Here is a 14,020-nt window from a genome sequence, read left to right on the forward strand (position 1 = left end):
CGCGGCTTTGCGGCCAACGGGTCATACAGTGTTTGAATCTCTCCCCCCGCTCAATCAGCTTTTCCGTTGTGCCGGAACGACTTGGCGCACTGGCCCGGATCTATTCCGGACAGCAGTGCGCCTCCGCGGGGATGACGGTTGCGCCGGGTAACGGCTGCGCCGGATGACGGCTGCGCCGAGACGGCTGCGACTCTACGCCGCTTCCTTCGCCCGCATCCGCTCCGCTTCGCCCATCGTCCCTCCGGGCATCGGCGGCATCATGCGCGGGCGCTGCAGCTTGATGTGCGCTGCCAGGCCGCCGGAGCTGGTGTTCGACAGCGCGAAGATGCCGCCCATGCGCTGCACGGTCTTGTCGACGATCGCGAGGCCCAGGCCGGCCCCGGTGGCCGCGGTGCGGGCCGCGTCGCCGCGGAAGAAGGGCTTGACCAGGTTCGGCAGCGCCTCCGGCGAGACACCCATGCCGTGGTCGCGCACCTTCAGCAGCACCCACTCGTTGCGCGCCTTGGCCGCGATGTCCACCACCGCGATCCCGGTCTCGGGCGTCTTGCCGTAGCGGCGCGCGTTCTCCAGCAGGTTGGAGACGACGCGGGCCAGTTCCACCTCGTCGGCCAGCACCTGCAGGTTCTTGGGCATGTCGAGGTTCACGCGGATGTCTCCGTGGTCCTCGATCGCGTACATGCAGGCTTCGATCACGTCGTTCAGCACCACCGGCTTGAGCTCCGCGTGGTCGGGGCGCGCATAGTCCAGGAACTTGTCGATGATCGCGTCGAGCTGGTCGATGTCGGCCGCCATGTGCTCGCGCGCATCGGGGTCGACCACGCTCATCTCGGTTTCCAGCCGCAGCCGCGCCAGCGGCGTGCGCAGGTCGTGCGAGATGCCGGCCAGCATCACCGCGCGGTCCTGTTCGATCTTGGCGAGCTGCTGCGCCATGCGGTTGAAGCCGATGTTCACCTCGCGGATCTCGCTGGTGACGGCCTTTTCGTCCAGCCGGCTGGCGTCGAAGTCGCCATCGCGCACGCGGCTGGCGGCAAAGGACAACTGCTTGAGCGGCCGGTTGATCAGGCGCGCGATCACGGCCGCGCCGGCCAGCGACAGCGCCGCCGCGGTGATCAGCCAGACCAGCCAGGTCTTGCCGCCCACCTGCGAGAAGCGCGTGCGGTCCAGCAGCATCCAGTAGTCGTCGCGGTCGATCTTGAAGCCGATCCACAGGCCTTCCTCGCGGTTGACGCTGCTCGCCATCACCGCCCCGCGGCCCAGGCGCCCCGCCAGTTCGTCCAGGATGCGGCGGTCCATGGCGCTGGCCGAAAGCGGCTCGAACTTGTCCTTGGGCTCGCGCGGCAGGATGCGCACGCCTTCCTGGTCGGCCAGGGTCTTGATCAGGGAGACGCGGGCGATCGGGTCCGCGTGCACCAGCGCAGCGCGGCTGAGGTTGACGAGCGAGGCGATCTGCTGCGCCGTCTGCACGGCGCGCGGCTCGAACTCCAGCGCCCGGAAGGTCTGCAGCCAGGCCACGATTGAGCCGATGAGCAGCAGCGACAGCAGGAAGAAGGTGCGCCAGAACAGGGACAGCCCGAGGCGCGGGCGCATTTCCAGCGGCGCGGGCGCCGTCTCCAGCGGTGCGGGGCTGGTTTGCTCGGTGTGGGTCATGACGGCGCGGATCATTGGCGATGGCGGAATGACGAAATGGCGGGGGACAAAATGACTTTGCCGTACTCAGCAGGTCATTGTGGGCCCGCCATCCCGCTTTGTCATTCCGTCATTCGGCGCAGCCGTGTCATTTTCGCCATGCGGGCGCATCGCGCACCGCGCCGCCGGCGATCAGCCCGCGCCGTCCGGCACGAACACGTAGCCCACGCCCCAGACCGTCTGGATGTAGCGCGGCGAAGCGGGGTCGGCTTCGATCAGCTTGCGCAGGCGCGAGACCTGCACGTCGAGGCTGCGGTCGAACGGTTCGAATTCGCGGCCGCGGGCGAGTTGGGCCAGCTTCTCGCGTGACAGGGGCTGGCGCGGGTGGCGCACCAGCGCCTTGAGCATCGCGAACTCGCCGGTGGTCAGCGGCAGTTCCTCGCCGTTCTTGCGCAGCGTGCGTGCGCCGAGGTCGAAGGCGAACGGCCCGAAGGTCACCACCTCGTTGTCGGAGGAGGGCGCGCCAGGCGCTTCCTGCGCGGGGCGGCGGCGCAGCACCGCATGCACGCGCGCCAGCAGCTCGCGCGGGTTGAACGGCTTGCCCAGGTAATCGTCGGCGCCGACCTCCAGGCCGACGATGCGGTCGACGTCCTCGCCCTTGGCGGTCAGCATGATGATCGGGGTGCGGTCGTTGGCGGCGCGCAGCCGGCGGCAGATCGACAGGCCGTCCTCGCCGGGCATCATCAGGTCCAGCACGATCAGGTCCGCGGTTTCGCGCAGCATCAGCCGGTTCAGCGCCTTGCCATCCTCGGCGAGGATCACCTCGAAGCCTTCCTGCGTGAGGTAACGGCGAAGCAGGTCGCGGATGCGCGCGTCATCGTCGACGACGAGGATCTTGTCGGTCCGTGCTGCAGCTTGCGTCATGGTTCTCCAGGGCCAATTTGTAACAACGCCGATTTTGAGGTCAGCCGGACCGCATTTCGCGTTTTTCTTCCATGCATTTCACAGTGTTACAGATGTTGCCCGCATCTATCGCACTTGACAAGTGGTAGGTGAACCGCGCCTGCGAGGCTCCGTTCTACCAGCCATGAAGCTCGTCCAAGCCGCGCATTTGCGGTGGCAGGCGTGGCAGCGGTCGCCGGCGCGCCGGACCAGCCGCCGCCAGGATCCGATTGAATATGCACGTCCCCGTGGGCGCACCCCACCAACCCGGAGCACCGATGAAACGATTCCCCCGCCTGCTGGCAGCTGGCGCCCTGGCGCTCGCCGCCGCCGGCGCCTGTGCGCAGACCCTCCCGCCGCCGCAGAACGTGTTGCAGTTGCAGGCTGCCGGCACTGTCGAAGTCCAGCAGGACCTGCTGATGATGACGCTGACCACGGCGCGCGACGGCGCCGATCCGGCCGCGGTGCAGGCGCAGCTCAAGACCGCCCTCGACGCGGCGCTCACGGAAGCGAAGCGCAACGCACAGCCCGGCCAGCTCGACGTTCGCACCGGCAACTTCGCCCTGTACCCACGCCACAGCCGCGACGGCAAGATCTCCGGCTGGACGGGCACCGCAGAACTGATCCTGGAAGGGCGCGACTTCGCGCGCATCACGCAGACGGCCGGCCGCATCAACACGATGACGCTCGGCGGCGTCAGCTTCGGGCTCAGCCGTGAGCAGCGGTCCAAGGTCGAGGGCGAGGCGCAGGCCCAGGCCATCGAGCGCTTCAAGGCGCGCGCCATCGAGCTCGCCCGCGGCTTCGGCTTTACCGGCTACACGCTGCGCGAGGTGGCGGTCAATGCCAACGAGCCGGGCTTCGCGCCGCGCATGCGGATGATGGCGCAGGAGGCGCGCGTCGCCGCAGCCGAGGCGCCGGTGCCGGTGGAGCCGGGTCGCAGCGCCGTCACGGTCACGGTGTCCGGCTCCGTCCAGCTGCGCTGATGCGCTGCGGGCTCGCGCCGGATGACGGCGCTGGGCTCAGTCCGACAGGCCGGGCGGTTCGGCGCGGCTAAGCTGCCGTGCATGGCCGCCGTCCTGTCCGACCCAGACCAGCCCGATGGGCAGCGGGCCGGCCTGCGCCCGGACGCCGAGCTCTTCATCGTGATGAACCGCGGCTCGGGCAAGAACGAGAAGGACGAGGTGCGCGCCGCGATCGCCGCCCAGCTCGAGGCCGCCGGCCGGCCGCATCGCTTCGTTCCCGTGGCGCCGGGCGAAATCCTGCAGGCCTGCCAGGAAGCGGCCCGCCTGGCGCGCGAGCACGGCGGCATCCTGGTGGCCGCCGGCGGCGACGGCACCATGAACTGCGCGGCGCAGGCGGCGCTGGCACAGGACTGTCCGATGGGCGTCGTCGCGCAAGGCACTTTCAATCTGTTCGCGCGCCAGCTGGGCTTGCCGCTGGATGCGGGCGAGGCGGCGCGGGCGCTGCTGAACGCACGGCCGGAGCCGGTGCAGGTCGGCTGGGTCAACCAGCGAACCTTCCTGGTCAACGCCTCGGTCGGGCTGTATCCGAAGCTGCTGGCCGACCGGGAGATCGCCAAGCAGAAGCTGGGCCGGCGACGATGGATCGCGATGCTGGCCGCCCTTAAGAGCCTGCTGGAATGGCGGGCGCAGCTCGTGCTCGACACCGAGCTCGACGGCCACCTCAGGCAGATGCGGACGGCCAGCGTGTTCGTCTGCAACAACCGCCTGCAGCTGCAGCGCGTCGGCATCGAGGAGGAGGTGGTGGCGCAGGTGGGCGAGGGCCGGCTGGCCGGCCTGCTGGTGCGCGGCACCAGCGCCTGGGCCAAGCTGCGCATGCTGGTGGCTGCCGCCTTCGGCAAGCTCGCGGCCGAACCCGAGATCGACAGCTTCACCCTGCGCACGCTGACGGTGGGGGCGCGCCACGTGCGGCGCCTCAAGGTGGCGACCGACGGCGAGATCACCTGGATGCAGGTGCCGCTGCGCTTCACGGTCGCGCCGCGGCCGCTCCAGGTGATGCTGCCGCCGCCCGATCAACGACTGCCCGTGAAATGACCGTCATCCTGCACCTGTCCGACACCCATTTCGGCACCGAGGAAGCGCCTGTCGTGGCGGCCGTGCAGAAGCTGGTGCGGCAGGAGCGCCCGAGCGCCGTGATCCTGAGCGGCGACATCACGCAGCGGGCCCGGCGCGCGCAGTTCGCCGCCGCGCGCGCGTTCTGCGACTCGCTCAAGGTGGACCATCTGCTGACGCTGCCGGGCAACCATGACATCCCGCTGTACAACGTCGCGGAGCGCCTGTTCATGCCGTACCGCGGCTACACCCGGGCGTTCGGGCGCAACCTGGAGCCGGAGCTCGAGTTCGCGGACGTGCTGGTGATCGGCGTCAACACGACCCGGCCCGAGCGCCACAAGGACGGCGTGGTGTCACCCCGCCAGATCCGGCGCGTGTCGGACCGGCTGCGCTCGGCCCGGCGCGAGCAGCTGCGCATCGTGGTCACGCACCAGCCGGCGTGCGTGATGCGGGCGCAGGACGAGAAGGACCGGCTGCACGGCGGCGAGGAGGCGGTGCAGGCCTGGTCGCGCGCCGGGGCCGACCTGGTGCTGGGCGGCCACATCCACCTGCCGTACGTGAGCGACGTCTGCGCGCGGGTGAAGGGCGCCTCGCGGGCCTTGTACTGCATCCAGGCGGGCACGGCCTTCTCGCACCGGGTGCGGCACAACACGCCGAACTCGGTCAACCTGATCCGCTGGACGACTCCGGCGCCGGGCGAGCCGCGGTCGTGCAAGGTGGAGCGCTGGGACTACGACCTGGCAGACGACCGTTTCGAGATGACGCACCCGTACGAGCTGAAGCTGGCGGAGTGAAGATCGGACAACCGAAAGCGGACCGCCGAACGCAAAAGCCGCAAAGGTTTCGCAAAGGCCGCAAAAAAGACAAACCCTGAAGGCTGTTCTTTTGCGGCTTTTGCGAGACTTTTGCGGCTTCTGCGTTCAAAGAAGACGCGCGATGAAGCGCAGTCCCTATTGCGCCGCCCAACCCCCATCCATGTTCCATGCCACGCCGCGCACGTTCTTCGCGGCCTCGGAGCAGAAGAACACGGCCAGTTCGCCCAGTTCTTCCGGGGTGGTGAACTGCAGGGAGGGTTCCTTTTCGGCCAGCAGCTGCTTCTTCGCTTCCTCGTTGCCCACGCCCATCGCTGCCGCGCGCGCATCGACCTGCTTTTGCACCAGCGGCGTCAGCACCCAGCCGGGGCAGATCGCGTTGCAGGTGATGCCGGTGGTGGCGTTCTCCAGCGCCGTCACCTTGGTCAGCCCGACGATGCCGTGCTTGGCCGCCACGTAGGCCGCCTTCTGCACCGATGCGACCAGCCCGTGCACGGAAGCCACGTTGATGATGCGGCCCCAGTTGGCCGCCTTCATCGCCGGCAGCGCCAGGCGTGTCGTGTGGAAGGCGCTCGACAGGTTGATCGCGATCACCGCATCCCAGCGTTCGGGCGGGAAGTCCTCGATGGGCGCGACATGCTGGATGCCGGCGTTGTTGACCAGGATGTCGGTGCGGCCGAAGGTCTCCGCCACGTAGTGCATCATGGCCTCGATGTCCGCCGGCTTGCTCATGTCCGCGCCGTGGTAGCCGACCTTGACGCCGAGCGCGGCGATCTCGGCCTTCGGGCCTTCGACGTCGCCGAAACCATTGAGCACGATGTTGGCTCCCTGGCGCGCCAGGGCCTTGGCTATGCCCAGGCCGATGCCGCTGGTGGAGCCTGTGACGAGGGCGGTCTTGCCTTTCAGCATGGGGTTCTCTCCTCTCCGGGATAATCTGGGGCCTGAACCGGCCGAGCAGCAGAGGGTAATGCCTTCCGCCCGGCGCACGCATCCATGACCGTTCCTACGCTGAACTACGTATCCTGCCCCGACGCTTCCGGCTCGCACCGGATGGCGTACTGGCTGTGGGGCGCGCCCGCAGCGCCGCACGTCGTGGTCTGCGCCCACGGCCTGTCGCGCCAGGGCCGCGACTTCGACGTGCTGGCCCGCAGCCTGCTCGAACGCAGTGCGCAGCCGCTGCGCGTGGTCTGTCCCGATGTGGTCGGCCGCGGGCGCAGCGACTGGCTGGCCGATCCCAAGGGGTACGGCATCCCGCAGTACGCGGGCGACATGCTGCAGCTCCTGGGCCAGCTGCATGCCGCCGCGCCCATCACGACGCTCGACTGGGTCGGCACCAGCATGGGCGGCCTGATCGGCCTCACGCTGTGCGGCGCGCCCGGGCTGCCGCTGCCCGTCCCCGTGCGCCGCCTGGTGCTCAACGACGTCGGCCCGGTGATCGAATGGACGGCGCTGCAGCGCATCGGAACGTACCTGGGGAACACCGGCCGCTTCGGGTCCGTCGAGGAAGCCGCCGACGCGATGTGGCAGATCTCGCGCAGCTTCGGCCCGCACACGCCGGAGCAATGGCTGGCGCTGTCGCAGGCCATGGTGCGGGCGCTGCCTGGCGGCGGCTTCACGCTGCACTACGACCCCGCCATCGCCGTGCCCTTCCGCGCCATGACTGAGGCGGACGCGCAGGCGGGGCAGGCGGCGCTGTGGCAGCTGTATGACGCCGTGCATGCGCGCACCTTGCTGCTGCGCGGCGCCGATTCCGACCTGCTCTCGCGCGCCACCGCGCAGGAGATGACGCGCCGCGGCCCGCAGCCGCAGCTCGTCGAATTCCAGGGCGTCGGCCATGCGCCGACGCTGGTCTCCGACATGCAGGTGGAGGCCGTCGCGGCCTTCCTCCTGGACACCGCATTCGCTCCCGATGAAAAGCCACACAGCGGAACAGGTTGAGAGCCGCGCGGTGCCTGACCTGGTGGCGGCCGCCGAACAGGCGCTGCCCCAGCAGGTCCACGCCCTGCAGCGGGCGCGGGCGTTCGCGGAGCCGCTGATCGCCGCCGAGACGCTGGAGACCGGCGAGAACACCCTCGCGCACGCCGACGCCGTCGCGGCCATCCTGAAGTCCATGGGCGGCTCCGAGGCCATGCAGGCCGCGAGCTACCTTGTGTACGCCGTGCCGCACCTGAACAAGCCGCAGGAGGTGATCGCCAAGGCCTTCGGCGAAAGCTATGCGGCGCTGGCGGTCGAGACCACCAAGCTGGTTCGCGTGCAGCAGCAGGCGCGCGGCGCCGAGCACTTCCTCGAAGACCCGCTGGTGCAGACCGAGAACGTGCGCAAGATGCTGCTCGCGTTCTCGCGCGACCTGCGGGTCGTGATGCTGCGGCTCGCCTCGCGGCTGCAGACCCTGCGCTACTACGCCGCGACCAAGCAGGCGACGCCGCCCGCCGTGGCGCGCGAGGCGCTGCAGGTGTTCGCGCCGCTGGCCAACCGCCTGGGGATCTGGCAGGTCAAGTGGGAGATGGAGGACCTGGCCTTCCGCTTCCTGGAGCCGGAGACGTACAAGCAGGTCGCCCGCTGGCTGGACGAAAAGCGGGTCGAGCGCGAGCACTACGTCGACCAGCTGCGGCGCCAGCTGGAAGTGGAACTGCGCGCCCAGGGCATCCATGCGCAGGTCCACGGCCGGCCCAAGCACATCTACAGCATCGTCAAGAAGATGCGCGGCAAGTCGCTCGACTTCGGGCAGGTGCTCGACGTGCGCGCGCTGCGCGTGATCGTGCCGGACGTGAAGGACTGCTACGGGGCGCTGGACTGGGTGCATTCGCGCTTCACGCCGATCCTCGAGGAATTCGACGACTACATCGCCAAGCCCAAGCCGAACGGCTACCAGTCCCTGCACACGATCGTGCGCGACGACGCCGGCCGGCCGATCGAGATCCAGATCCGCACCCAGGCGATGCACGAGCACGCCGAGCACGGCGTGGCGGCCCACTGGGCCTACAAGGAAGCGGGCCACAAGGGCTATGCGGGCGTCAGCGCCTCCGGCGAGTACGACACCAAGATCGCCGTGCTGCGGCAACTGCTGGCGTGGGAGCGCGACCTCTCGGGCGAGGACCGCGGCCTGTTCGAGGACCGCATCTACGTGCTGACGCCCCAGGCTTCGATCGTGGAACTGCCCAAGGGCTCGACCCCGGTCGACTTCGCGTACACGGTGCACACCAGCCTGGGCCACCGCTGCCGCGGCGCGCGCGTCGATGGCGCGATGGTGCCGCTGAACAAGCCGCTGGCCAACGGGCAGACGGTGGAGATCGTCACCGCCAAGGAAGGCGGACCGTCGCGCGACTGGCTCAATCCCGAACTGGGCTTCCTGGCGAGCAACCGCGCCCGCAGCAAGGTGCGTGCGTGGTTCAACGAGCAGATCCGGCACGAGACGGTGGCGCGCGGACGCGAGCTGGTCGAACGGCTGCTGCAGCGCGAAGGCCGCACCGCCTTCAAGCTCGAGGACCTGGCGGCGAAGCTCGGATTCAAGTCGGCCGACGACCTGTTCGCCGTGGTCGGCAAGGACGAATTCTCGCTGCGCACCATCGAGACGCTGCTGCATCCGCCGGAGCCCGCGCCCAGCGAAGACGAGGTCCTGCTGGCGAAGAAGTCCAGGCCGGTGGAGGCGAAGTCGCCCAAGGGTGGCGTGCTCGTGGTCGGCGTCGATTCGCTGATGACGCAACTGGCCAAGTGCTGCAAGCCGGCGCCGCCGGACGCGATCAGCGGCTTCGTCACGCGGGGCAAGGGCGTGAGCATCCACCGCCGCGACTGCGCGAATTTCCGCGAGATCGCGGGCCGCAGCCCGGAGCGCGTGATCGACGTGCAGTGGGGCAGCGCCAAGGGTGCCGAGGCGCAGGTCTATCCGGTGGACATCGCCATCGAGGCGAGCGACCGCCAGGGGCTGCTGCGCGACATCTCGGAAGTCTTCGCCAAGGAGAAGATGAATGTCATCGGCGTGCAGACGCAGTCGGTGCGCGGCACCGCGTGGATGACCTTCACCGTCGAAATCGCGGACTCGCAGCGGCTCGGCAAGGTGCTCGGCGTCGTCCGCGACGTCACCGGCGTGCAGTCGGCGCGGCGGCGCTGAAAGGCGCTCGCGATTCCTCTGCTACAATAGCGGGCTCAACGACAGGCGCGTAGCTCAGCTGGTTAGAGCACCACCTTGACATGGTGGGGGTCGTTGGTTCGAGTCCAATCGCGCCTACCAATATGAAGGCCTGAAAAGTCCAGTCTATGCTGGAGTTTTCAGGCCTTATGCATTGGGTTGCCGCGGCCCCTGTCAAGGTGCTTGATGCAGCACCAGCGGCAGCACCGCAGCGGCACCGCCCTCGCGCAGCAGCGCCGCCGCCACGGTCAGGGTCCACCCGCTGCGGTAACGCGCATCGATCAGCAGCAGCGGTCCATGCGGCAGCGCCACGCCGGGTTGCAGCACCAGTGCCTGATCCAGCGCCGCAACCTTGGCGGCAGATGCCAGGTCGGCATCAGGCAGGGGGCCTTCCAGACGCAATGCATCCAGCAGCGGCAGCCTGCCCACCCGCGCCACGTGCGCGGCCACCGACCCCACCAATAGCGGGTGCGCGGCCGAGGGCATGGGCACCACGGCTACCGGCCGCGTGCCCCAGCTCGTGCGCCAACGGGCGAGGACGGCAACCACCCCGTCGAGCACGGCCTGCGATGCCGGCGCATCGACCGCATTGAACAGCGGCAGCAAGGCATCGGACCAGCCGGGATCGTCGGCGAACGCCAGTGCGCGGCCCTCCTTGCAGCCGGCGATGCGGCCCTTGCGCCGCACGCCCGCCGGCCAGAGCTTGCGCGGCTCGATCACCACGTCCTGTCCGCGCGCGTACACCCGCGCTGCCTCCACGCGCTCCGCGCCGGGCTGCGCACCCGGGCCGGGCAGGCGCCCCGTGCAGACGCTGCAGCGCCCGCAGTCGCTGGGCGCGGGATCGTCCAGCGCTTCCTGCAGGAAGCGCATCAGGCAGCCCCGCCCCGCGGCGAATTCGCGCATCAGGCCGGCCTCTCTCGCGCGCGCCTCACCGAGTGCCCGCCAGCGCTCGGCGTCGAACGTCCACGGAGTGCCGGTCAATGCCCACGCCGTGCCTTCGTGCCGCACGACGTCTTCCACGGCCAGGATCTTCAGCAGTCCCTCGAGCCGTCCTCGCCGGATCGTGGTGGCGCTTTCCAGCGCCATCAGCGTTTGCGGGCCCGGCGCCAGGGCCCCGAGGATCTGGCGCACTCGCGCCTCGTCCGGCACCCCGGCCGTCGCAAAATAGGCCCAGATGCGTTCATCCGTCTCCGCGGGCAGCAGCACGGCCACGGCATCGTCCAACGCCCGGCCCGCCCGGCCCACCTGCTGGTAGTAGGCCACCGGCGATGCCGGCGACCCGACGTGGATGCAGAACGCCAAGTCGGGCTTGTCGTAGCCCATCCCGAGCGCCGAGGTCGCCACGACGGCCTTGAGCGCATTGCGGCGCAGGTCGTCCTCGATCCGCTGGCGCGCGGCCGCCTCCAGGCCGCCGTGGTAGGCCGCCACCTCGAACCCGCAGCTGCGCAGGAAGCCGGCAATCCGCTCGGTGTCGGCGATCGTGAGGGCATAGACGATGCCGGAGCCGGCGATGGTCTGCAGCGCATCGGCCACCCAGGCCAGGCGCTCCAGCGCGTCGAGGCCGGGCACCACAGCCAGGCGCAGGGACGAGCGGGCGAGCGAGCCGCGGAAGGTCAAGGTCTGCGCGCCCAGTTGTCGGGCGACGTCCTGCGTCACGCGCTGATTGGCCGTCGCAGTGGTCGCGAGCACCGGCGTGTCGGCCGCGATGCCCAGCAGCGTCTTCGCCAGTCGCTGGTAGTCGGGCCGGAAGTCGAAGCCCCAGTCGGAAATGCAATGCGCCTCGTCGATCACCACCAGCCCGGTGCTGCCCAGCAGGCTGGGCAGGCGCCGCGCGAAACCCGGGTTGCCCAGCCGCTCGGGCGAGACCAGCAGCACGTCCAGCCGGTCGGCAGCGATGCCGTCGAACACCGCGTCCCATGCGTCGAGATTCGTGGAGTTGATGGTTGCGGCACGCAGCCCGGCCCGGGCGGCGGCATCGATCTGGTCGCGCATCAGCGCCAGCAGCGGCGACACGACCAGCGTGGGGCCCTTGCCCTCGGCACGCAAGGCCGAAGTCGCGGCCCAGTAGACCGCAGACTTGCCCCATCCGGTGGCCTGGACCACGAGCACGCGGGACCGCTGCTCCACCAGCGCCGCCACGGCCGCGGCCTGGTCCTCGCGCGGACGAGCGCCCGGCCCCGCCATCGCGGCGAGAACCTGGCGCAGATGCGTCTCGGCAAGGGACATGCCGTCTATCGCTCCTCCAGCAGTGACCATCGCGGTGAGCATACTGCCCGCCGACTCCGGCGGAACGAGTTGGAAGCGTCGCACGAGGTCGCATTTCAATGCTGTGAGAACACCCCCTCGATCTGGTGCACGCCGACCACTTCTGCGTTCGCCCCCAGTGGATACCCACGCTCCACGGGCGCCACGACGCAGGCTGCGTCCAGTTCCAGGTCCTCCAACGCCAGCCAGAAACCCTTGCCTACTTTCGGCGCCGCTGCGAACCTGATCTCGAAGCCGACGCGCCGGCGGCCCGTGGCGACCACCACGTCCATCTCCGTCCCGGCCGCGGTGCGGTAGAAGCCCAGGCTCGAGCCGGCCGGCATGTGCGCCGCGATCTGCTCCAGCACGAAGCCTTCCCAGGAAGCGCCGACGATCGGGTGGCCCTGCAAGTCATCCAGCCGCCTGATTCCCAGCAGCGCATGCAGCAGGCCGCTGTCCCGCAGGTAGACTTTGGGCGACTTCACGAGCCGCTTGCCGACGTTGCGCAGCTCGGGTTCGAGCCGTCGCACCATCATCGTCTCGACCAGGATGTCGAGGTAGCGCGCGACCGTCGTGTGCGCCACTCCGCCCAGCGAGGCGCCGAGCGCGGAGGCGTTGAACACCTGGCCCTGGAGGTGGGCCAGCATTCGCCAGAAGCGGTGCAGGGTGTCGGGCGCCACACCCACGCCCAGCGCGGGCAGGTCTCGCTGCAGGAAAGCCTGGATGAAGTCTTGCCGCCAGGCGAACGACAGCTCTTCACCCGTCGCGAGCAGGCTCATTCACTCACCGGTGTCGACCTTGGTGACCAGCCCCGGCGCGCCTGCCGTCATCGCGGGAGTGGGTCGGTGCTGCTGTGTGGGCGCGGTAATGTCATTGCCAAGCAAGTGCTGCGGCCACGTTTGCTTCGGTTCGTGGCAGCCGTCGCTGGGAGCACCGGCGACTGGTGCCGGCTAAGAATGGTGACCCACCGGTTCACGTCGAACTACCACTCTAGACTGGAGGCGGTCGGGCAGGTTGCGCTGCCCACTGTCTGCGTTTGCAGATACCTGCCCTTGGGCGGACTGGCCGACGAGCGATCGAGACTGGCCGCAAGCGGAGCACGCGTAGCCTCCTTCCGGAGGAGCGCCCGTCTGCTTCACGGTGAGCCGCCCAGCTGCGGGTGACGAGGAAACCCTCGCCCGACCCAGACAGGAAGCGACAATGCGCTCGCCGTGAAAATCGAAGGTTCGCGCTGCCCCATCGCACGCCTCGCGTGATAGCACAACCAATGCCAGTAGAGATCAGTGCATGATGCGCCCCCGCCCCGATCGTCTACATCCCTGCAATGCCAGATGAACCCCAATACCTTCATCCACAATTTCGAGAGGACCGAGCACTCCGATGAGTTGTATTCAATTCTTGGGAGGGCATTGGCCATCGCGACGCGGTTCGATGCGATGTGCAAGGCAGCTGCACTTCAAGTCCAGTTCAAGCAGTGCGAGCTAGACGAACCGCAGGAGAGAGCTGAACTTTTCGCAATGCTTGCTGCGAAGTACCAGTCTCTCAGCCGCAGTATCAAGAACGAACCTGAAGCTTCCGAAGGGGGCGGCCCTGCTGCTGGAAGATGCAACGCAGGCCCGCAATGCTGTTGCGCACGACTTGGCCAAGGGCATGACTGGGTGCCTGGACACGACCGTCGACCGGAACGCCTTGGTTCGAGAGGTGTCAGATCGGATCTTCGAGCTCGCGCACGGCGACGTGGTCATCTCGCTGATCATTGCGCATCTCAACGGTGAAGAAGCGTCGAACAGTGAGTTCCTGTCTACCTATGTGCAGCGGGTGGTGCGCTGGGTCATTGAAGAGTGAGCGCAATCAGCTCGTCCGACGCGCACGCGCTGGTTGTGGCCGAATGCGGACGTCGAATCTCACGCGTCACCCGACGTGTGGATGTGCGTGGGCATACTGCGCTCAGCCCACGCTCGGCGGTTTGCTACTGAATAGCTGAGACAGGGATGGGGGCCCCCAGGATCACAAAGATGTCGCCCGCGGCCGCTGTGCGTTCCACCGCCAAGATGGGGTAAACACGCGAGAGATCTGCGTACTTAGCCCACACACCGGCGCCCCTCTTTCCTTCCGGCGGTGAGGAAAGGGCAGCGTACCCTTTCGCCCCATCTTCGAGAGCTGAGATCGCCTTAGCACGCCCGGCGTAGCCGACAGGC

11 protein-coding genes and 1 tRNA gene are annotated in these 14,020 nt (G+C 68.7%); 7 read left to right on the top strand and 5 right to left on the bottom strand.

Annotation, left to right across the window (positions count from 1 at the left end; translation table 11 throughout):
- Positions 1 to 192: 192 nt before the first annotated feature.
- Both JI746_RS05335 and ompR read right to left on the bottom strand, forming a co-directional pair.
- Entirely contained in the window at positions 193 to 1,647 is a 1,455-nt protein-coding gene (locus JI746_RS05335) for a sensor histidine kinase (protein WP_236599603.1), read from the bottom strand.
- A gap of 171 nt (positions 1,648 to 1,818) precedes the next feature.
- Complete coding sequence (gene ompR, locus JI746_RS05340; protein WP_201676336.1) at positions 1,819 to 2,550, bottom strand: osmolarity response regulator transcription factor OmpR; 732 nt, start codon at positions 2,548 to 2,550, stop codon at positions 1,819 to 1,821.
- A 296-nt stretch (positions 2,551 to 2,846) separates the two neighbouring features.
- Here ompR and JI746_RS05345 point away from each other — a divergent pair, with 296 nt between their 5' ends.
- The 3 genes from JI746_RS05345 to JI746_RS05355 all read left to right on the top strand — a co-directional run bounded on the left by JI746_RS05345 (position 2,847) and on the right by JI746_RS05355 (position 5,434).
- Positions 2,847 to 3,551 (top strand): SIMPL domain-containing protein, encoded by a 705-nt coding sequence (locus JI746_RS05345; RefSeq protein WP_201687784.1) that lies wholly within the window; start codon positions 2,847 to 2,849, stop codon positions 3,549 to 3,551.
- Between the two features lie 81 nt (positions 3,552 to 3,632).
- Complete coding sequence (locus JI746_RS05350) at positions 3,633 to 4,622, top strand: diacylglycerol/lipid kinase family protein (RefSeq protein ID WP_201687785.1); 990 nt, start codon at positions 3,633 to 3,635, stop codon at positions 4,620 to 4,622.
- Positions 4,619 to 5,434, top strand: coding sequence for a metallophosphoesterase family protein (locus JI746_RS05355; RefSeq protein ID WP_201687786.1), 816 nt, complete (start codon positions 4,619 to 4,621; stop codon positions 5,432 to 5,434). The genes JI746_RS05350 and JI746_RS05355 overlap by 4 nt, the downstream gene beginning before the upstream one ends.
- 156 nt (positions 5,435 to 5,590) lie before the next feature.
- Here the strand turns inward: JI746_RS05355 and JI746_RS05360 are convergent, their stop codons facing one another.
- The gene (locus JI746_RS05360) at positions 5,591 to 6,361 is read right to left on the bottom strand and encodes a 3-hydroxybutyrate dehydrogenase (protein ID WP_201687787.1); all 771 of its coding nucleotides are present in this window, start codon (positions 6,359 to 6,361) and stop codon (positions 5,591 to 5,593) included.
- An 84-nt stretch (positions 6,362 to 6,445) separates the two neighbouring features.
- Here JI746_RS05360 and JI746_RS05365 point away from each other — a divergent pair, with 84 nt between their 5' ends.
- The 3 genes from JI746_RS05365 (at position 6,446) to JI746_RS05375 (ending at position 9,680) form a co-directional block, all read left to right on the top strand.
- A complete protein-coding gene (locus JI746_RS05365) occupies positions 6,446 to 7,390 on the top strand; it encodes an alpha/beta fold hydrolase (RefSeq protein WP_201687788.1) in 945 nt (314 codons plus the stop codon).
- The gene (locus tag JI746_RS05370) at positions 7,362 to 9,560 is read left to right on the top strand and encodes a RelA/SpoT family protein (protein WP_201687789.1); all 2,199 of its coding nucleotides are present in this window, start codon (positions 7,362 to 7,364) and stop codon (positions 9,558 to 9,560) included. The genes JI746_RS05365 and JI746_RS05370 overlap by 29 nt, the downstream gene beginning before the upstream one ends.
- Before the next feature lie 43 nt (positions 9,561 to 9,603).
- Positions 9,604 to 9,680 (top strand) — tRNA-Val (locus tag JI746_RS05375).
- A 72-nt stretch (positions 9,681 to 9,752) separates the two neighbouring features.
- On the opposite strand, the gene JI746_RS05380 is transcribed toward JI746_RS05375, so the two are convergent.
- Both JI746_RS05380 and JI746_RS05385 read right to left on the bottom strand, forming a co-directional pair.
- Positions 9,753 to 11,804 (bottom strand): RecQ family ATP-dependent DNA helicase, encoded by a 2,052-nt coding sequence (locus JI746_RS05380; RefSeq protein ID WP_236599604.1) that lies wholly within the window; start codon positions 11,802 to 11,804, stop codon positions 9,753 to 9,755.
- A 95-nt stretch (positions 11,805 to 11,899) separates the two neighbouring features.
- Positions 11,900 to 12,601, bottom strand: coding sequence for an ATP-binding protein (locus JI746_RS05385; RefSeq protein WP_201687790.1), 702 nt, complete (start codon positions 12,599 to 12,601; stop codon positions 11,900 to 11,902).
- Between the two features lie 742 nt (positions 12,602 to 13,343).
- Between JI746_RS05385 and JI746_RS05390 the strand changes: the two genes are divergently transcribed.
- Entirely contained in the window at positions 13,344 to 13,667 is a 324-nt protein-coding gene (locus tag JI746_RS05390; protein ID WP_201687791.1) for a hypothetical protein, read from the top strand.
- Positions 13,668 to 14,020 lie beyond the last annotated feature (353 nt).

The organism is Ramlibacter alkalitolerans, assembly GCF_016722765.1.
In the GTDB taxonomy this organism is placed as follows: domain Bacteria; phylum Pseudomonadota; class Gammaproteobacteria; order Burkholderiales; family Burkholderiaceae_C; genus Ramlibacter; species Ramlibacter alkalitolerans.

Coding starts and splice junctions, on each gene's coding strand:
- JI746_RS05335 (WP_236599603.1), bottom strand. CDS start 1,647: ATGACCCACACCGAGCAAACCAGCCCCGCACCGCTGGAGACGGCGCCC.
- ompR (WP_201676336.1), bottom strand. CDS start 2,550: ATGACGCAAGCTGCAGCACGGACCGACAAGATCCTCGTCGTCGACGAT.
- JI746_RS05345 (WP_201687784.1), top strand. CDS start 2,847: ATGAAACGATTCCCCCGCCTGCTGGCAGCTGGCGCCCTGGCGCTCGCC.
- JI746_RS05350 (WP_201687785.1), top strand. CDS start 3,633: ATGGCCGCCGTCCTGTCCGACCCAGACCAGCCCGATGGGCAGCGGGCC.
- JI746_RS05355 (WP_201687786.1), top strand. CDS start 4,619: ATGACCGTCATCCTGCACCTGTCCGACACCCATTTCGGCACCGAGGAA.
- JI746_RS05360 (WP_201687787.1), bottom strand. CDS start 6,361: ATGCTGAAAGGCAAGACCGCCCTCGTCACAGGCTCCACCAGCGGCATC.
- JI746_RS05365 (WP_201687788.1), top strand. CDS start 6,446: ATGACCGTTCCTACGCTGAACTACGTATCCTGCCCCGACGCTTCCGGC.
- JI746_RS05370 (WP_201687789.1), top strand. CDS start 7,362: ATGAAAAGCCACACAGCGGAACAGGTTGAGAGCCGCGCGGTGCCTGAC.
- JI746_RS05380 (WP_236599604.1), bottom strand. CDS start 11,804: ATGTCCCTTGCCGAGACGCATCTGCGCCAGGTTCTCGCCGCGATGGCG.
- JI746_RS05385 (WP_201687790.1), bottom strand. CDS start 12,601: ATGAGCCTGCTCGCGACGGGTGAAGAGCTGTCGTTCGCCTGGCGGCAA.